General features: G+C 57.2%; 15 protein-coding genes, 1 tRNA gene and 1 riboswitch. Of the genes, 6 read left to right on the top strand and 10 right to left on the bottom strand.

The features are described from left to right. Positions 1 to 211: 211 nt before the first annotated feature. Positions 212 to 282, bottom strand: a tRNA-Gly gene (locus ACUXHH_RS07285). A 153-nt stretch (positions 283 to 435) separates the two neighbouring features. On the opposite strand from ACUXHH_RS07285, the gene dcd reads away from it, so the two are divergent. Then, on the top strand, positions 436 to 1,035 hold the full coding sequence (gene dcd / locus ACUXHH_RS07280) for a dCTP deaminase (protein WP_279741670.1): 600 nt from the start codon (positions 436 to 438) through the stop codon (positions 1,033 to 1,035). A 129-nt stretch (positions 1,036 to 1,164) separates the two neighbouring features. Continuing rightward, positions 1,165 to 2,445: a septin family protein gene (locus ACUXHH_RS07275; RefSeq protein WP_458391143.1), complete on the top strand. Its 1,281-nt coding sequence runs from the start codon at positions 1,165 to 1,167 to the stop codon at positions 2,443 to 2,445. Between the two features lie 200 nt (positions 2,446 to 2,645). Here the strand turns inward: ACUXHH_RS07275 and ACUXHH_RS07270 are convergent, their stop codons facing one another. Both ACUXHH_RS07270 and ACUXHH_RS07265 read right to left on the bottom strand, forming a co-directional pair. Continuing rightward, on the bottom strand, positions 2,646 to 4,070 hold the full coding sequence (locus ACUXHH_RS07270) for an MFS transporter (RefSeq protein WP_314079710.1): 1,425 nt from the start codon (positions 4,068 to 4,070) through the stop codon (positions 2,646 to 2,648). Positions 4,071 to 4,232: 162 nt separating this feature from the next. Then, complete coding sequence (locus ACUXHH_RS07265; RefSeq protein WP_279741673.1) at positions 4,233 to 4,463, bottom strand: DUF4235 domain-containing protein; 231 nt, start codon at positions 4,461 to 4,463, stop codon at positions 4,233 to 4,235. Positions 4,464 to 4,729: 266 nt separating this feature from the next. Continuing rightward, positions 4,730 to 4,830, top strand: a riboswitch (TPP riboswitch). Between the two features lie 58 nt (positions 4,831 to 4,888). On the opposite strand from ACUXHH_RS07265, the gene ACUXHH_RS07260 reads away from it, so the two are divergent. From ACUXHH_RS07260 to ACUXHH_RS07250, 3 genes are all read left to right on the top strand, one after another. Beyond that, the gene (locus ACUXHH_RS07260; RefSeq protein WP_458391142.1) at positions 4,889 to 5,521 is read left to right on the top strand and encodes an ECF transporter S component; all 633 of its coding nucleotides are present in this window, start codon (positions 4,889 to 4,891) and stop codon (positions 5,519 to 5,521) included. A 63-nt stretch (positions 5,522 to 5,584) separates the two neighbouring features. Next, positions 5,585 to 7,207 (top strand): ABC transporter ATP-binding protein, encoded by a 1,623-nt coding sequence (locus tag ACUXHH_RS07255; protein WP_458391141.1) that lies wholly within the window; start codon positions 5,585 to 5,587, stop codon positions 7,205 to 7,207. Further along, positions 7,204 to 8,001 carry an energy-coupling factor transporter transmembrane component T family protein gene (locus ACUXHH_RS07250; RefSeq protein WP_279741677.1) on the top strand — a complete coding sequence of 266 codons (798 nt, stop codon included), beginning with the start codon at positions 7,204 to 7,206 and terminating at the stop codon, positions 7,999 to 8,001. Before ACUXHH_RS07255 ends, ACUXHH_RS07250 begins: the two co-directional genes overlap by 4 nt. A gap of 303 nt (positions 8,002 to 8,304) precedes the next feature. Here ACUXHH_RS07250 and ACUXHH_RS07245 read toward each other — a convergent pair whose 3' ends face one another. After that, positions 8,305 to 9,207 carry an aminotransferase class IV gene (locus ACUXHH_RS07245; RefSeq protein WP_005509006.1) on the bottom strand — a complete coding sequence of 301 codons (903 nt, stop codon included), beginning with the start codon at positions 9,205 to 9,207 and terminating at the stop codon, positions 8,305 to 8,307. Positions 9,208 to 9,420: 213 nt separating this feature from the next. Then, complete coding sequence (locus ACUXHH_RS07240; RefSeq protein ID WP_458391140.1) at positions 9,421 to 10,689, bottom strand: multidrug effflux MFS transporter; 1,269 nt, start codon at positions 10,687 to 10,689, stop codon at positions 9,421 to 9,423. A gap of 502 nt (positions 10,690 to 11,191) precedes the next feature. Between ACUXHH_RS07240 and ACUXHH_RS07235 the strand changes: the two genes are divergently transcribed. Continuing rightward, on the top strand, positions 11,192 to 11,320 hold the full coding sequence (locus ACUXHH_RS07235; RefSeq protein ID WP_458391139.1) for a hypothetical protein: 129 nt from the start codon (positions 11,192 to 11,194) through the stop codon (positions 11,318 to 11,320). Positions 11,321 to 11,414: 94 nt separating this feature from the next. Here the strand turns inward: ACUXHH_RS07235 and ACUXHH_RS07230 are convergent, their stop codons facing one another. From ACUXHH_RS07230 to ACUXHH_RS07210, 5 genes are all read right to left on the bottom strand, one after another. Next, on the bottom strand, positions 11,415 to 12,083 hold the full coding sequence (locus ACUXHH_RS07230; protein ID WP_458391138.1) for a hypothetical protein: 669 nt from the start codon (positions 12,081 to 12,083) through the stop codon (positions 11,415 to 11,417). Then, a complete protein-coding gene (locus tag ACUXHH_RS07225) occupies positions 12,080 to 12,559 on the bottom strand; it encodes a low molecular weight protein-tyrosine-phosphatase (protein WP_245534294.1) in 480 nt (159 codons plus the stop codon). Before ACUXHH_RS07225 ends, ACUXHH_RS07230 begins: the two co-directional genes overlap by 4 nt. 202 nt (positions 12,560 to 12,761) lie before the next feature. Then, the gene (locus ACUXHH_RS07220) at positions 12,762 to 14,078 is read right to left on the bottom strand and encodes a pentapeptide repeat-containing protein (protein ID WP_458391137.1); all 1,317 of its coding nucleotides are present in this window, start codon (positions 14,076 to 14,078) and stop codon (positions 12,762 to 12,764) included. A 135-nt stretch (positions 14,079 to 14,213) separates the two neighbouring features. After that, the gene (locus ACUXHH_RS07215; RefSeq protein ID WP_458391136.1) at positions 14,214 to 15,524 is read right to left on the bottom strand and encodes a pentapeptide repeat-containing protein; all 1,311 of its coding nucleotides are present in this window, start codon (positions 15,522 to 15,524) and stop codon (positions 14,214 to 14,216) included. Between the two features lie 793 nt (positions 15,525 to 16,317). Further along, on the bottom strand, positions 16,318 to 17,979 hold the full coding sequence (locus ACUXHH_RS07210) for a pentapeptide repeat-containing protein (protein ID WP_458391135.1): 1,662 nt from the start codon (positions 17,977 to 17,979) through the stop codon (positions 16,318 to 16,320). Positions 17,980 to 18,050 lie beyond the last annotated feature (71 nt).

Below are 18,050 nucleotides of genomic sequence, written 5' to 3'. Positions count from 1 at the left end.
CCGAGCGTGCGAGGGAATGTATTTCCACCTGGAAGCGATTCCCGCCTCAGCCGCAAAAAGCTTCTTACCGTGGGGTAGAAGGCTTGAGGAGAGCGACTGACGGGCTGGAGGGCGGAAATCCCGAGCGTGCGAGGGAATGTATTTCCACCTGGAAGCGATTCCCGCCTCAGCCGCAAAAAGCTTCTTACCGTGGGGTAGAAGGCTTGAGGAGAGCGGCTGACGGGAATCGAACCCGCGTATCAGGCTTGGGAAGCGTGCGCTCTACCATTGAGCTACAGCCGCATCTTTTTCAGTGTAGCGCGCTTGCTTGTCAGGCGTGAAATGTGTTGCGGCTGTTTGTGCGCGGGGTGTCGGGGTTGAAATGTGATGTAGGACTGTGTGCTGAGGCTAGTGGATGCCTGCACGTGGGTGGTGTTTGCCAGGTATCCTTTAAGCGTGCTTATTTCAGATCGCGATATTCGTCAAGAGATTGCTGATGGGCGCATCGTTCTTGAACCGTTCGATGAGTCGATGATTCAGCCTGCAAGTGTGGACGTGAGGATTGATCGTTTCTTCCGTCTGTTCGATAACCATAAGTACCCGCATATTGATCCTGCTCAGCCGCAGGAGGATTTGACGCGCCTGGTGGAGGTGGCTCCTGATGAGCCGTTTATTTTGCATCCGGGTGAGTTTGTATTGGGTTCTACGTATGAGAAGGTGACCCTGCCTGATGATGTGGCTGCCCGTTTGGAGGGTAAGTCGTCCTTGGGTCGTTTAGGTCTTCTGACTCACTCTACGGCTGGTTTTATTGATCCTGGTTTTTCTGGGCATGTGACGCTTGAGTTGTCGAATATGGCGACTTTGCCGATTATGTTGTGGCCGGGTTCAAAGGTTGGTCAGTTGTGTTTCTTCCGTTTGAGTAGCCCGACTGAGCATCCGTATGGTTCTGGTGCGTATGGTAACCGTTACCAGGGTCAGCGTGGCCCGACTGCTTCGCGTAGTTATTTGAATTTTCATCAGACGATGATTCCTACGGACGGTTCTGTGGAGTCTTAGTCTTTCCCGCTTAGGGGTGCGGGTGTACAGGCTGTGTGTTTGTGCGCCTGCGTTGGGCGGTTTTTTACCTGTGTGCTCGTGCGTTCACTCGCGTGCGGGTTTTTATCTCTCACTCTCTAAGGATTTTTGATGAATCTGAAGCCTGCTGTTTTGCGTGTTGCTGGCGCGGAAGTTCCTTTGTGTCTGATCGATATGTCGGACTCTTTTGTGGAGCGTTTTAAGAAGGCGTGGGAGCCTCTTACCCCGGAGTTTTTTGATACTCCTGATGAGGCGTATGCTTCGTTGTCTCGTTTTGATCAGGTGATGCTGGTTCATGCACCGACTGATGAGTCGGTGATGGATTTGGCGAATCCGTTGATGGGTTCGTTTGATAAGGTGTCGACACTGCGTGTCGATAATGATGACGCGGGTATGCAGGAATTGACGAGCCGTATTACGTTGGCGATGATTGAGCAGCTGGTTGGTCGCGGTGTGATGCTGCATGCGGCTGTTATTGGTGACCCTGAGTCGAAGCGCGCTGTGGCGCTGGTGGGTGTTTCTGGTAGCGGTAAGACGACTGCATCGCGTTTCTTGGGTTCGAAGTTTGCGTACCTGACTGATGAGACGGCGATTATTTCAGATGAGGGTGTTGTGTCGCCGTATCCGAAGCCGCTGTCTGTGATTGTTGACCCGAATGCGCCGAAGGATCAGCAGAACCCGGTGGATTTGGGTCTGAACGTGGTTGATAGCGATGACCTCAGCTATGAGCTGTCGCGTATTGTGTTCATTTCTCGTAATGAGTCGGCTTCTGAGCCGTATTTTGAGCGTGTTCCGCTGCATGAGGCTCTGGTGTTCTTGAGTGAGCAGAGCTCGGGTCTGGCGCGTCACCCTGAGGGGGTTGTGTCGTTGGCCAAGCTGGTGGAGCGTTGCGGTGGCGTGTGGCGTCTGGTGTACTCGGAGGTTGAGGATACTCTGCCGCTGGTTCAGGATCTGCTGAATGGTGGTGAGCTGCCAAATGCTGATGAGGTTGAGAAGCTGGAGAAGTACACGGTTGAGGATTACCTGCCGGGTGTGTTCTTGAACGGTACGATTGCGGTGTCTCGTATGCCGGGTACTTCGGGTGTGCGTGTGGGTGAGGACGGCCCGTTCTTGCTGCTGCGTGATACTGAGCTGAATGAGCTGTCTGATTTTGCGGCTGAGTGCTGGCTGCAGGCTGAGGGCGACATTTCGTACGATGACCTGTTTGCTCGTCTGGCTGAGATTTTTGAGGGCCTGCCTGCTGAGGCGTATGACGAGAACTTGCGCGCCCTGGCGGCTGGTTCGATGTTGTGGGTCCGTGCGATTGATGATCCGCTGATTGATGACGCAACCTGGGTTCAGCTGAGTAGCGATGAGGTTCTGGACGAGGAGGAGGACGTGGTGGAGAACTAGCCACTGCGGCTCTCTGGCATAGCTCTCTGAGCTCCGCTTGATAAGCATTGCTTAAGCACAGGGGAGGGGCGGGTAGAAGATAATTCTTCTACCCGCCCCTCCCTTTGTGTTCGCGGAATTGCGTTTGCAAGGTTGCGTTTGTGGGGCCTGCAGGACGCTTAGACCCGCGGCACCTACCCGAGCAACCTTACCGGGTGGCCTTATTGGGTAGCCTTGTCGCGGCGCTTCTGCTCACGGCGAGCAGCACGCACACGCAATGCGCCCGGCGCCTTCACCGGCAGCAACAGGAGCAAACCCGCCACCACAACAATCAGAATACCGAGCACACCCCAAATCTGTGCTCCCATGATGCTCACGCACAAACCGAACAGCATCGGTGCCAGGAAGCTGGTGGCGCGACCGGTGGTCGAGTACAGGCCGAACAGCTCACCCTCAGTGCCAGGCTCGGCAAGGCGAGCCAGGAAGGTGCGGGAGGCCGACTGTGCCGGGCCCACGAACAGGCACAGCAACAGGGCGCATACCCAGAACACGCCAGGCTGAGGGAAGAACAGCAGCGGGGTAGCCGCCAAGATAATTCCGACCAGTGAGATAACAATAATTGCCTTCGGGCCTAGGTAGTCATCCAGGTAGCCGCCCAGAATAGCACCAACTGCGGCGACAGCGCTACCGGCAATACCGAACAGGATCACATTGGAAGTGCTGAAACCGAACGTACCCGCAGCGAGAATACCGCCGAACGTAAAAATACCGGACAGGCCATCACGGAACACTGCCGATGCCACCAGGAACCACAGGGTCTGCGGGGACGTCATCTTCAAGCGACGAATCGTGCGCCACAGCGCCTTATATGAGGCGAGCAGGCCGCCTTGACGAGCCGGGGAGAAATGCTCCAGACCCAGCTCCAGGAAACGCAGCTCGCGGGTGGGCAGCACCTCCGGTAGGAAGCGCTTGCGGGTGCGCATACGCACCAGCAGCGGCAGGCAGAAGACCAAACACCAGGCGGCAGCGAACAGCGCAACCGCACGGATATTCAGGGCATTATCGGTGGTTAGGCCGAGTACCTGAGGGGTAAGCACAAACCCCCACAGCACCACAGCCAGTGCCAGGATGCCGCCAATGTAGCCGGCCGCCCATCCGGCGCCCGAAATCTTGCCGATATTTTCCGGATGGGAGATACGCGGCAGCACGGCATTATAGTTTACGTAGGCGAACTCGCTGAATACGCTCGCAGCAGAAATCAGGGTGACACCCAACCATAGGTACTGTGGAGTGGGGGCCACGAAGAAGCAAGCCGCCATGGAACTGACCAGCAGCATGGTGTTCACGCCGAGCCAGAAGATGCCGCGGCCAGACTTGTCGTTACGCTGACCGGTGACCGGCGCCAGGATAGCAATAAGGAAACCGGCGATAGTCAGACCCAAAGACAGCGCCGAGGAGGTCTCCTCGGGAGTGCCGAAGTAGCTACTGGTCAGGTACACGGTGAAGATGAAGGTCGTCATAATCGAGTCGAAGCTCGAGGAACCAACATCCCACATGACCCAGGAGGTGACCGAGCGGCGGCTGTGTGCGTGGTCAATGACCCTACGCGGAGCCTTCGCCTTAGGGCGAGGAGAAGAAATAGTCATAGTTGTGCTTTCAGATGCCGAGGCGAAGCTTCAGCGTACCGGTGGCATGAAGCCGGCTGAAGTAGAGCGGGCGTGCTGAAAATGGAACGCCAGGCGGTACGTACCGAGTGAAGATACGTACCGCCTAGCTCATAACTATCGCGCGGAAGGCGACAAATCTCATTAGAAGAAACGACGCTGCAGGCGAGCAATACCGAAGCTCGCCACAGCACCTACGACGGAGGTCAGAACGGTCCAGAGAATGACCTGACGCAGGGTATCTTCAGACTCCTGGGAAATGGCGGGAGGCTGGTTGCCGGTAGCCTTGGTCCAGGCTGCGCTCAGGCCCTTGCCGATCAGGGCTGCTACGCCCATGTTGATACCCGCAATAGCAAGCTTAGCGACGGGGTTCATGTGTATCTCCTTAGCTGTATACGATGTGGCGTCCTACCCGTGAACCTCTTCGGGGTTGGGTGAGAAAAGAGCGCCACTCCCTAGCGTATAGGGTTTAAGGCGTTTGTGCCGCCTGGGAGCCTCTCCATCCCAAAATTGTATGCCGTTCAATTCTGTAATGTGGGCAGACGAAGGGAACAAAAAGCGGTAAATTGGCATGAACAGCCAGACACGCCTACAATCAAACCTGGGTTCCCGCCCACACCACAACGGTACGGACAAAGAACCCCACACGACAGGGGAGCGCCACCACGGCGCTGAGAGTGCTAAGCAGACCCTCGAACCTGATCCGGTTAGTACCGGCGTAGGGAGTCGAATTTCTTCTCAATGCCCTCGTCCATTAAGAGGACGAGGACATTCCCCTTCCAACGACGGAAGGACCACCTATGTCACAGAACGTAACCCCCACCTCCCAGGCACCTGCACAAGCAGAAGCGAAGAAGCCGAACCTGCGCTGGCGAGTTAACGAGATCGTTATTGCCGCAGTTATCGCAGTAGCCTGCGCCGTCATCTTCTGGATCTGGGACATCGCAGTCAGCCCCGCCACCAAAACCGCACTCGTAGCAGCACCCGAATTCCGCCCCATCATCGGCGGCGCATGGCTGCTCGGCGGCACCCTCGGCGGCCTGCTCATCCGCAAGCCCGGTGCGGCACTCTTCTGCGAAATCGTCGCAGCATTCATCTCCGTGCTCTTCACCGGCGGCGCATGGAGTGGCGAAATCCTGCTTGCAGGCCTCATCCAGGGCATCGGCGCTGAAGTTGCCTTCGCGATCTTCGGCTACCGCCGCTGGAACGCAACCGTCGCCATCTTCGCCGGTGCACTCTGCGGCCTGTTCATGGGCGGTAACGAAATCTTCATCTACTACCCCGACATGGAACCGGTCAAGGCAATCATCTACGTAGCATGCTCCGTCATCTCCGGTGCAGTCATCGCAGGCTTCCTCGCATGGATTCTCGTGCAGAACCTCGCCAAGACCGGTGTGCTCTCCTCGCTGGCATCCGGCAAGACCCGCCGCTAACCACCAGCAACTAGTCACCACTCGGCACACTACAGCAGCCACACAAAAGGCTAAGGAACTATCATGGAAGCAACACCGCGCGGGGCGCGCATCGAGCTCAACAACTTCAGCTGGCATCACCCCGGACGCCCAGAACCCGTCATCAGCGGACTCAACCTCACCATCAACCCCGGTGAAAAAGTACTGCTACTGGGAACCTCCGGCGCCGGCAAATCGACGCTCCTGCACGCCATCGCCGGTGTGCTCCACGATGACGACGGCGAATCCGCCGGCGGCACCATCACCATCAACGGCAAAGAACCCGGTGAAGCACGCGGCACCGCGGGCATGATGCAGCAGGACCCCGAATCCTCCATCGTCATGGCAACCGTCGGCAACGACGTCGCATTCGGCCCCGAGAACCTGCGCGTACCCCGCGAAGAAATCTGGGGCCGCGTCACCGAAGCCCTCACCGCCGTAGGGCTCAACAACCTACCCCTCGACCACCCCAGTAGCGCACTGTCCGGCGGACAGAAGCAGCGCCTCGGCCTGGCGGGCATCCTCTCGATGCACCCCGGCGCCATGATCCTCGACGAACCCACCGCCAACCTCGACCCCGCCGGTGTGCGGGAAGTACGCGACAGCATCCTCTCTGCCGCGGAGGCGACCGGCGCGACCCTACTCGTCGTAGAACACCGCGTAAGCATCTGGGCACCGCACATGGACCGCATTATCGTGCTCGGCGCAGGCGGCACCATCACCCACGACGGCGCACCCGACACCGTGCTCACCGAAGCACGTCAAGACCTCATCGACGCGGGCGTATGGGTACCCAACTACGTGCCGCGCGCACCGCAGACCGGCAGCGATAACCAGAGCGGCGAGGCTGTAACCGGCGAGGCGCTACTGCGCGCCGAAAACCTCAGCATCACCCGCGCACAACCCACCCCCAAACAACGACGCGCACGCCGACGCACCATTAAACACCTCGGCGACACCCCCGCACCCGCACCCATCGACCTGCCCGTACTCCGCAGCGGCATCAACCTCACCCTGCACGCCGGCGAACACCTCAGCGTGCTCGGACCCAACGGCGCCGGCAAATCAACCCTAGCCCTCACCCTTGCAGGGCTCCTCACCGCACCCGACGGCACCCTCACCGCCACCGATGCGCTATGTAACCACGACGGTGACGGCGAGCGAGAAAACAGTGCCCACTGGGACATCCCCACCTGGACCCCCGCCCAAATGCTCAGCCGCATCGGCTACGTCTTCCAAGAACCCGAATACCAATTCATCCGCGGAACCGTACGTGAAGAACTCGAACTCGGCCCCCGCCGACTCGCCGCACTCACCCGCGAACCCCTCAACGAAGACGACCTCGCAGCCCGCACCAACGAGCTTGCAACCCGCCTACGCCTCACCCACCTACTCGACGCCAACCCCTTCACCCTCTCCGGCGGCGAAAAACGACGACTCTCCGTAGCCTCCGCACTCGCCACCGCACCACGAATCCTCATCCTCGACGAACCCACCTTCGGCCAAGACGCACGAACCTGGGCAGAACTCGTCGACCTCATCCGCGAACTCCTCGCAGGCGGCACCGCCGTCATCTCCATCACCCACGACGAAGACTACACCGCCGCACTCGGCGGCAATCACATCACCCTACCCGCCCTCACCACCCCCGGAAAGGAGAACGCATGAACACCGACTTCTTCGGCACCATCGACCGAACCAGCTACTTCAGCAACCTCAACGCCGGCGTAAAACTCATCGTCTCCTTCACCCTCATCATCGCCGCACTTATCGTGCGCGACCCCCTCACCTCCGGCATCCTCTTCGCCCTCGAACTGCTCGGATTCATCCTCGTCGGATTCCGCCCCGTCAACGTTCTCGCCCGCTTCTGGCCCATCCTCATCGCCGTCATCACCACCGGCTGGTCCGTCGCCATGCTCAGCGCCAAAAGCGGCACCACCATTCTCGACCTCGGCTTCAACAGCATCACCACCGACTCCGCCGCCGTCGGTGCAGCCATGATGATCCGCTCCCTCGCCATGGTCCTACCCACCCTCGCGTTTGTACTCACCACCGACCCGACCGACCTGGGTGACTCCCTCGCACAAACCTTCAAACTGCCCTCCCGGTTCGTGCTCGCAACCGTCGCTGCCCTGCGCCTGGTCGGTATTCTCTTCGCTGAGTGGAATGCCCTCGGCCAGGCACGACGCGCCCGCGGACTCGGTGCAGGCCAGTCCCTTATTGGACGTGCACAAACCTTCGGCGGGCAGAGCTTCGCCCTGCTCGTGCAGGCCATCCGCCGAGGCTCCCGCCTGGCTATCACCATGGAAGCGCGCGGCTTCGGCGCAGGCGAACGCACCTGGGCGCGCGTACCCTCCTATTCGCCGCGTGACGTGCACGTGAGCATTGCAGCCGCCATCATTATCGCTGTTGCGTACGGTGCATCTATTGCGGCGGGTACGATCCAGTTCCTCTGGGGCTAGTTCGTTCCGTTTCTGGTTCCGCTTGGGAGACGGTATTCGTCCCCGTTCCTACAGGGGACCCGCCCTCGCTTCGCTTCGGGCACCCTGATGTCACTACGGACGATACCGTCCTCCCGCGCTGGGACATAGATAAGGAAGCGCCTGCCCCCTTCCTTCGCTCCTACAGGGGACCCGCCCTCGCTTCGCTTCGGGCACCCTGATGTCGCTTCAGGAAGGTACAGACACCTCCGCACTCAGCCTGCAGACAGCATAAAGGGACGGCATTATCCTCACTCGGATAATGCCGTCCCTTTTTGTACGCGTTTAGCTCTGCTGCGCCAGGTAGTTCAACAGCGTCGCAGTCAGCTCCGGGTCATGTGCCAGCGCGGTACCGTTCAGGTGGGTCACCGGCGCAATCAGACGCACCGACGACGCCAACCACACGCCGTCCGACTCGAACAAATCCTGCGGGTAGAGCGGGCCAAAACCAAGCTCCCAACCGGCCTGGCGTGCCGCCTCGAACACCGCGCCCTGCGTGGTTCCGGGGAGAATGCCGTGGCTCGGCTCAGGCGTGTACAGCACCTTCTTGCCGTCCTCAATCTTGGCGACCAGCACCGAAGAAGTAGCGCCCTCCAGCACGCGACGCTCATCGGTGATGAAGATAGCGTCATCCGCGCCGCGCTCCTGCACGTACCGCAGAACCGCCATATTCACCGCGTAGGAGAGGGTCTTCGCACCCGCCAGAAGCCACGGGTAGGCGCTGTTGTCCATCGGCTCGTGGCCGCGCGGCAGCAGCATCGCCTTCACGCCCTCGGTACGGCGCTTCACGATGGAGGCAGGCACCGGCGACGCCATAATCAGCGTGTACGGGCCCGGCTGCATGGAAGTCACCGCCTGGGTGGGGCCGCGCGAAATAATAATCTTCACGATATGCTCTTCGCCCAGCGCAGTCTCGGCACCGGCGGTCGCCTCACGCATGAGGCGCTCCACCGCCGAACGCAGAATCTCAGGTTCCGGGTCGGGCAAGTCCAGCATGCGCGCCGACGATTCGAGGCGGGACAGGTGCATGCCGAGCTTACGCACGCGACGGTTGACGGACAGCATAGTCTCGAAGACGCCGTCGCCGCGGGTGAAGCCCTGATCATCAACGCTGATGAGGGGCACGGACGGGTCAACGAAGATGCCCTGCGGGTTCTGTTCGTTCAGAAGAATAACGGTACTAGACATAGTCTTATTGTACGTTCGCATCCAGAACCAGCGCGGGATAAGGGTACTCGCCCTCGTTCCTACAGGGGCAGATGGACGAGACATGCAGAAGGGACGGCATCATCCTCGCTCCTACAGGGGCACCCGTCCTCGCTTCGCTTCGGACACCCTGATGTCGCTTACGGATAACACCGTCCCTCCCGGGCATGTGCACAGATATGTACTTATGAACGGCTAGTGGCCCGCCGCCGGAGCGCCGTGACCTTCACTAGCGCCGTGGCTCAGACCGTCCGCCGAGTAGTCCGAGTCCTTACGCGGGGTAGTCCACAGCACGAGCGCCGTCAGGACCGCGAAACCCAGAATGGAGAAGCCCATCGGCAGGTACTCATGCTCACCGGCAATCGACACCAGCGGTGCTGCCACCGCACCCAGCATCGCCTGAACCGTACCCATCACCGCCGAAGCACTACCCGCCATGTGGCGCGCCTCGTTCAACGCCAACGCCGAAGCATTACCAAAAATCAGACCGCACGAGCTAGTCAGCAGGAACAACAGAATCAGCGTCGGCACCAGCGAAATACCGACAAGGAAGCTGACCAACAGCAGCGAAGACACTACCAGCAGGCTAACCACGCCAACATTCACAATGCGGCGCTGCGCCACACGACCCACCAGCTTCGTCGCAATCGCACTGAACAGCACAATGCCAATCGAGTTCACACCGAACACGATCGTGAACTCAGTCTCGGACAAGCCCAGAATCTTCTGCAACACAAACGTCGAACCGGAAATGTACGAGAACAGCGCACCAAACGCGAAGCACATCGTCAGCATGAAACCCATGTAGCGGCGCACCTTCAGCACCTTCGGCAGCTCCGAGTACACGCTCAGGGCGGTGCCCTGGTAGCGTTCCTCCACCGGCAGGGTCTCCTTAATCACGAAGATCACGCCGAGCATCATGAGCGCGGTAATCACGCCCAGCACATGGAAAATATCGCGCCAGTTACCCCACGACAGCACCCAACCACCAAACAGCGGGGCAAGCACCGGCGCGAAGCCGTTAATCATCATCATGACGCCCATGAGCTTAGCCGTCCCCAGACCCTCAGTCGTATCAGCCACGATAGAACGCGTCAGCACCGCACCAATCGAACCGGTGAAGCCCATCATGAAACGCGCAAAAATCAGCAGCTCAATATTCGGCGCGAAACCACACGCCACCGTCGCAATAAAGCAGATGACCGCACCAATCAGTAGCGGCTTGCGGCGGCCCGTCTTATCCGACAGCGGACCCACGACCAGCTGGCCGAGCGCCATACCCACCATGAACGCGCTCAACGTAAGGGACGCATTCGTGCTGGTGGTGTTCAGATTCTCAGCGACCGCCGGTAGCGCCGCCAGGTACATGTCCGTAGCGAGCGGCGCGATAGCGGTCAACAGCGCCAGAACAACAATGAAAAGGGGTGATAGCCCGAAAGAGGTCTTAGTCGACTTCGAAGACATTAGTCCTTAGTTTTTCTTTCTACGTGATGCGCGTGCAACGGCGCCTGCGGCTCTACAAGACATGGATGCGGCGGTACCGCTCCGGGGATGAGCGTGCGCAGGCTAGAAGCACAACTTGTTCACGGTAGCAGAATTGGGTGTGGCTTCGTAAGTTAAATGTTTGATATTTTTTCGATGTGGGAGCGGGACGGGTACGCAGAAGGGGCAGTGTTATCCACGCTCCTACAGGGGCACCCGTCCTCGCTTCGCTTCGGACACCCTGATGTCGCTTACGGATAACACCACCCCTTGAGCGGTTTTAGTCTGCTGCTCAGCGCCCCCAACGCTGAAGAAATATTTGAGAAATATTCTTGAGAAGCATTGATAGGCACAACTGCATAACTTACGCTGACCATACCACGCGATACGACCGGAGGGGCAACCTCAGATGCGCAATCACTATTACAAATATTTGCTGGGTATCTTGCTGCTCATAGCTTGTTGCTTGCTCGTAGTCTTTGCCGTGCTTTCTAACAACAACTCGGGTAACGAAAAAGACGATACAGCCTCCACCCATGCGCCGAGCAATACCTCAACCTACTGGGATAAAGACCGCATGGAATCCGCTAGCCCGGCTCCCATGCCCGAATAAAACAGCGCCTGAATAAAACTGCCTCTAAATAGCCGTAGGGCCCAATGCTTCGAGATACACAAAGCATTGGGCCCTACTGTCTTGTAGGCGGCTACTACTGCGCCGTGCTGTCGTAGATGAAGTCCACGGTTGCGTAGTCCTCCGGGATTTCGGCGAGTAGCGCCTCCTCCTGCGCCGCCCAGCGCTCCCAGTGCGGGCGGAACGTGTCACCGTCACGAGCCATGGCGCGTTCGTAACGCACCTCGTCCGGGGCGGTGGCGAGAATACGCACCTCGCAGGCGCCCGCAATCGCGCCGACACCCTCACAGATAATGACCTGCGTAGCCGCCGGGTCGACGGTGCGCACCTCACCGGGGGCGCCCGCCTCCCAATCCCACGGGGTGTAGGTCTCGGCAATACCCTTGGTCAGCTGCACGGAGAGCGCGTCCCACGCCTCCACGCCGTCGAAGAGGCCGTCCCAGCCGGGGTAGAAGTCGTCCAGGTGCAGCACGTGCACGCTGTGGCCGGCGGCGGTGAGCTCCCGCTCAAGCTGCGCGGCGAGGCTGGTTTTGCCGGTGCCGCTGCGGCCGTCAACGCCGATGATCAGCGGGATCTGCGCGAAGTCGGCAAGGAACTGCGCACGGAATTCGGTAAATTCGGCGGTGTCCATGTCAAAGTCGTTGCCGATGCCGTGCTCCAGGCGCAGCATGTCTTTGCAGAGCTCCAGGATTTCGGTGGTGCCGGTGACGTGGTGGTTCTGGTTCAAGGGGATACGCTGACTCACTGGGCGTCGCCTTCCTGCTTGAGGTGGTTGATGAGGCCGCGTGCGGCGGCGTCAATGAGGCCGGTGGTGTACACGAAGTCGCGTTCGCTACCGTACCAGGGGTCGTAGATGCCGAGCTGGTCCAGGTGGGTGGTGGTGACCTTCGGGTCGAAGCTGCGCATCATGCGGATCTTGGCTTTGTCCTCGTCGTTGCGGGCGAGGGCTTTGAGGCGCAGGTAGTGGGGTGCGTCCATGGCGAGGATGAGGTCGTTGCGGTCGAAGTCCTCGACGGTGAAGACGCTGGCGCGGTGCGCGGACGGGTCGATACCGCGGGTGGTGAGCTGCGCGGCGGCGCGCGGGTCGATGCGGTTGCCTTCTTCTTCGTTGCTGATGCCGCTGGAGGTGACGGTGACGGGCACGCCGGCTTCTTGGGCGTGCTGGCGGATGAGGTATTCGCCGACGGGGGAGCGGCAGATGTTGCCGGTGCAGACAGTCATGATTCGGTACATGGTTCTAGTGTATCGGTGGGGTAGAGGGTGGTTGGGCGCGGTGGGGCTCGGGGTGGTGCTTTGGGCGGCGCTGTGACGGGCGGATGCGCTCGCCGAGGCGTATTCGTTGCGGGCGCGCGAGGTTACGCGAAGGCCCCGCCGACGGAGGTCGGCGGGGCCTAAAATATGAGCCTTATTCAGCGGGCTTTTCTCACGGTTTGGGGGCGGGCAAAGGATTGGGGTCGAAAAGCTCGCAACCCTCAGGAATGGTGAATGTCCAACTATTGGGCAAAGTAAGGTCCTCTAGAGGAAATGACTCACCGTCGGGATTTGTTTCCATTTTGTAATCGTCAATATATGCACCAATTGAGAATTTTGCCTTATGTTCCTTTCCGTTATTGTCTTTCATGGCGAATTCAGGTGCACTATTCACGAAGGTAGCATAAAAATTAGTAGACTTTTCAAATTTTGCGCCGATGAAAGAAGTAGAGCTGAAAAAAACTTTTTGGGAGAGATATATGCCCTCTTTGAACTCGGCTTCACGGAATGTTATCTCTCCATGAACTTCTCCGTGTGAGAAGTTTGCTCTAGCCCCCTCCATAAAGGTGGCCTTGGAAAAATCATTAGCAATAAGACTGTAGTCTTGATCGTTCAAAGCGTTATATATCGCCTTGCCAGGTGTGCATCTGAAGTAGCTTTGACTGAAGTCTGCTTTTTTTCTGAAGGTTACACCCGAGAAATTAGTTGTATCGTTGAAATTTGCCCCCTTAAAACTTGCACCCTCCGCAAAATATGAATCGTTAAACAGTGCGGGGTGCTTAAAGACGCACTTTGAGAAATTTACGGGATAGAAGAAAAATATATTCGATAGGTCGTATTTAAAATCTGACCATTGAGAATTGGAGTCAAAATTAATCCGCGCACTAATTTCTTTGATGATGGCAATACGTACTTCTGCCTCATCAGACGGGTATTTTCCCTTCTTTAGGTCTGAGAGTTTTGTCTTAGGGGGTAGTGCACGAAGATAGGAACAAAGACTATTGACAATAACCTGACCTTCCTTGCTGCGGTCGTTATCCTCTCTAATACTCTTATCTGTGAGCCACTCATCGACTAGACCTACTAACGTGTACACACCGCCTAGACGAATTGGTGCCTTTTCATCCCCCAATTGCTCGATAGCTTTGGTGTAGCGATTACGGCGTTCAGCATGTACTTGGCGGATGTGGTCTCGGTCGTTCTTGTCTTTTTCATGGGTATTTTTACGATGGGTTTCCCACAAAGTAAGCATTGTAAGAGCTCCAGCCAATACAGCCAAGATAGCTTGACGGAAGGAGACAATAGTATTGCCGTCATCCTTGAGCCCTGGGATATGCTGAGGAAGAAACAAAGCACAGGGAACCCCAATTACAGATAATAAGACGAGGGCTATGTAAAGCCAGTTTTCCTGGGCGCATGCTGTAACTTTTTCCCACCACGGGGAGTTAGGCTGTGATGGGTTTTCTTGATTCTCGGGTATCTCTACCATGGTCTCTAGTTCTCCTGTCTTCGTTGAGAGGAACGGTCACCTTTCACTATACCGGAGATTCATCTGACAAAGGCTGTTGCTGGTCAAAAGTAAGAACCCCGCCAGCGCTGGATGTGCGGGCGGGGTCTCTGGATATTACTGCGCGGGCTCACTGATGCGGGTGTAGTCCTGCTTCTCTTCGTCCCAGGAATCCGGGTCGAAGAGTATCGTCCCAATGGGGATAGTGAACGACTTGCCGAGAAGCGTAGCCGTTTCGCACTTGATAGGTTTGCTTTCCGAAGAGACCGAGAAATCATAGTCTCGCGGGCCTGCTCCTGCGGAGAATTGGGCTTTGTACTCTTCTGAACCAGCCATAGTGAAGAGTGGCCCATATTGGGTGAAAGTCGTGCTGTAGAAGATTACGCGGCGGGTGAAGGTTGCCTTACTGAAGCTCGCGATTCTGGTGAAGGTCGCCGCGACGAAGTTTGCGTTGCTGGTAAAGGTCGCCGCGCTGAAGTCTGCATTGCTGGTAAAGGTCGCCATGAAGAAGTCTGCATAGCAGATGAAGGTTGCCGCTCTGAAATCCGCGTTGCTGGTGAAGGTTGCCTCGACGAAATTCGCACCAGCGTAGAACCTTGCGCCTGAGAAATTACCTTTCTCAATCGTGATGGCGTTGAGAGGATAGAAAATAGGTGCTCGACTGAAATTAAACTCAAAATCACTCCACGTTCCTAGGGAGGTGTCGATTATCTTGCCAATCCTATCCCTAGTGAAGGTACTACTGCGTTTGCTCATCTCGTCAAAGATAGTGCGGCGTACATCCTGTTCTTCGCGAAATACCGCCTGATCTTTGGAGAAATCTCCTTCATAGTTATCTGGCTCTGAATCGCCCTCAAACATCTCTGCTTTTAACGCCAGGGTGAAGGGTGAACGAATGTAGGAGCAAAGATTATTAATAATAACCTGCCCTTCTTTCTGCCGTTCTTCGGGAATGAGAGTGCCATCGGTGAGCCATTCATCAACGAGGCCCACGAGGGTATAGATACCACCCAGACGGACAGTTGCTTTCTCGTCAGCTAGCTGCTCTACAGCCTTGGTGTAGCGGCTACGACGCTCAGCATGAACCTGGCGGATATGGTCGCGTTGGTTCTTCTCCGCATCCTGCTCATTCTTCTTGATGTCCGCGTCAATTTTGAGACGGTCACCCTGATTCTTCCAATTAGTCTGCAGAAGAGTCAGAACCGCAATAACGCCGCCAGTGACGTACAAAAGATGCAGACGCAGCTGATCTGAACTACCCGAGCTCATGCCGCAGTGCGACCACAGCATCCAAGGCAGAACGAGCGCAACCGCACCGCCGCCCAGACCAAAGCCAATGAGGAGCTTAGTAAAGTGCTGGATGTACCAAGGCTTCTCCTGAGCTTTCGGGATTACTGGGCTCTCTGGAGCGGATGATGTGCTGGGCACTAGGTTCTCCTGTCCTCTCTGATAGGAACGTTCACCTTCCAGCATAGGGTAAAGCTACCTGTCATGAGTTGCGCCCGGTCATCAACGATGGCTTCGCCTGCATGAGATGCACAGACGATGCTTCTGCAATCTGTAGCGGACGAGGTGAGTATGGAAATCCTCAAAATGGGCGATATTGTTCCTTGCGGCGGATACAATAATGGCGTAATTAGTGCCGTCGTGTTGTTATGTCTTAAGAAATGCGCTAAATTATTAGGTATACGGTCATGCATACAGGGAATGTCCTTATGCGTAATGACAGTAAAATAAAAGTGGAACTACCAGTGATGCTGCAACATCACTAGTAGCTCCACCAACGGATGGTCTAGTAGAGACAGCTAGAGATTACGCGCAAAATCTCTACGAGACCAAGAAATAGGGTTGCAATATCGCTACCCCGCTGAACCATCAGCCAAAATTGCTTTTTGGTCATATGATTCACCTCCTCTCTATTTAGTTAGAGACATAAATCCAACGCGGAATTGCGTTGTCACTGCTGATTTTAGCAGATGACACATATTCCGCGGATTTTTGTTGCCCGATTTAAGTTTTATTTATCTCAGATATGGCGTAATACCACTGGAAAGCGATAAATGAATCCGGGTAGATAAGATTCGAAAAACCCCGCTAGAGCCTACAAGCTCAGCGGGGTTTTTCGTGCCGTTTTTATTTTGTGCCCAGATGCTCGGCGGCGGCCACCAGATGCGCAAAAGCCCCACCACACATTCAACGTGGCGGGGCCTTCGGGATATTACTACGCGGGCTCACTCATGCGCGTGTATTCCTTCTGCCGTTCATCCCAGGACGCCGAATCAAAGAGCACCGTACCAACCGGGATGCGGTAGCCCACGCCGTTCAGCCCGGCTGTACCCAGCGGAATAGGCTGGCTGTCATCATACACCGCGAAATTATGCGCCTCCTGACCAGTAGCCTCCGAACCGGTAGGCAGCGCAGCAAATCGCGTCCGGCGCATCTCGCCCGAGTCAGCGTCCTCAACAGCGAAGACTGGGGGATTCTTCACGAAAGACACATCGCAGAAATCTGCAACACCCATAAAGGACGCTCCGTAGAACTCAGCGTCAGCCTCAAAGGTAGCCTCACTGAAATCTGCACCTTGGTCAAAAGCCGCCTCACTAAAGTCTGCGGTTTGTGTGAAAGTCGCCCATTTGAAGCGTGCGACCTGCTCGAAAGCCGTCTCACTGAAGCGGGCATCTTGGGTAAAAGTTGCCCCATTGAAGTCTGCAACCTGACTGAAAACGGCCCCGACGAAGTGCGCGTTTTGAGCGAACACAGCCCAGCTGAAGTCTGCGTTCCGGGCAAAATTTACCCCGCCAAAACTAGCGTTCTGGATGAAGGCCGTCCCAGTGAAGTTCGCTTCCTGAGCGAATTCCACCCCGCTGAAATGCGCCTTCTGCATGAACTTCACCCCATCGAAATGCGCGCTCTGGACGAAGGACGCTCCCCCGAAGTTAGCGCTATGAGTGAAGGTTGCGTGACCGAAATTCGCATCGCCTGCAAAGGTCGCGTCACCGAACCCCGCAATCTCTCCGAAAGTTGCGCGGGTGAAATCTACGGTTCCCACAAAAGCTGCCCCGCTGAAATCTGAACCGTTGCAGAACCTCGCCGCAGAGAAGTCGGCGTTCTCAATAGTCAGACCGTCCAGAGGGTAGAAGACAACCGCCCGGCTAAAATCGAACTCAAAGCCGCTCCAGGCGCCGGGGACAACAGCCGCCTCGCCCTTCTCATTTTCGGCAAGGGTGCTGCTGCGCTTGCTCATCTCAACGAAGACGCTGCGGCGAACATCCTGCTCACCACGGAAAGCCGCCAGATCCGTAGCGAAATCACCCGCGTAGTTAGCGGGCGGCGTATCGGATTCAAAAGCTTCTGCCTTGAACGCCCGCGCGAACGGCGAACGAACATAAGCGCAGAGGGCATTGACGATGACCTGCCCCTCCTTCTGCCGCGTCTCAACGCTGAGCTGCTCGTCAGCGAGCCACTCATCCACCAGACCCGCAAGCGTGCTGATGGCGCTCGCACGGACTGCCGGGTTCGGATACGCCAGCTGCTCAACTGCTTTGCTGTAACGGGTACGGCGCTCAGCGTGCACCCGCTGGGGGTGTTCCAGCTTTTTCTGGGCGTTCATGCGGTGGAACTCCCCAAGAAAGAGAACGCCCAGCAGGGTGCCGGTGATGAAGAAAATGAACGGCTGAACCTCAAAATAGGCGATATCAGTGTCAAAGGCGAAAGGCATAAAACCCGCCGTGACAATGCCCAAGAGAGCGATAGCCCAAACCCAGGTGCGGAAGCTAGACAGTTTCCCCTTGAGGTTGCCGAACTGCGCGGCGAGCGGGAAAAACAGAATGACGACTGCGCAAGCTATCAGCCAAACCCACGCGGTGCTGGGTGCGAGATGCATGTGGTTCTCCTGTCATCGTTGAAAGGGGCGGGTCATACTCAGCATAAGGTAAAGCTGCTGGGCTTGGGTGG

Source organism: Rothia sp. 110740021-2, from assembly GCF_054263775.1.
Note: the sequence above shows the minus strand (reverse complement) of the source record. Positions and strands in the feature narration are given on the sequence as shown.

What these genes read in the sequence shown, in the direction of transcription:
- ACUXHH_RS07275 (WP_458391143.1), top strand. Translation starts at nt 1,165, where the DNA reads ATGAATCTGAAGCCTGCTGTTTTGCGTGTTGCTGGCGCGGAAGTTCCT.
- ACUXHH_RS07270 (WP_314079710.1), bottom strand. Translation starts at nt 4,070, where the DNA reads ATGACTATTTCTTCTCCTCGCCCTAAGGCGAAGGCTCCGCGTAGGGTC.
- ACUXHH_RS07265 (WP_279741673.1), bottom strand. Translation starts at nt 4,463, where the DNA reads ATGAACCCCGTCGCTAAGCTTGCTATTGCGGGTATCAACATGGGCGTA.
- ACUXHH_RS07260 (WP_458391142.1), top strand. Translation starts at nt 4,889, where the DNA reads ATGTCACAGAACGTAACCCCCACCTCCCAGGCACCTGCACAAGCAGAA.
- ACUXHH_RS07255 (WP_458391141.1), top strand. Translation starts at nt 5,585, where the DNA reads ATGGAAGCAACACCGCGCGGGGCGCGCATCGAGCTCAACAACTTCAGC.
- ACUXHH_RS07250 (WP_279741677.1), top strand. Translation starts at nt 7,204, where the DNA reads ATGAACACCGACTTCTTCGGCACCATCGACCGAACCAGCTACTTCAGC.
- ACUXHH_RS07245 (WP_005509006.1), bottom strand. Translation starts at nt 9,207, where the DNA reads ATGTCTAGTACCGTTATTCTTCTGAACGAACAGAACCCGCAGGGCATC.
- ACUXHH_RS07240 (WP_458391140.1), bottom strand. Translation starts at nt 10,689, where the DNA reads ATGTCTTCGAAGTCGACTAAGACCTCTTTCGGGCTATCACCCCTTTTC.
- ACUXHH_RS07225 (WP_245534294.1), bottom strand. Translation starts at nt 12,559, where the DNA reads ATGACTGTCTGCACCGGCAACATCTGCCGCTCCCCCGTCGGCGAATAC.
- ACUXHH_RS07220 (WP_458391137.1), bottom strand. Translation starts at nt 14,078, where the DNA reads ATGGTAGAGATACCCGAGAATCAAGAAAACCCATCACAGCCTAACTCC.
- ACUXHH_RS07210 (WP_458391135.1), bottom strand. Translation starts at nt 17,979, where the DNA reads ATGCATCTCGCACCCAGCACCGCGTGGGTTTGGCTGATAGCTTGCGCA.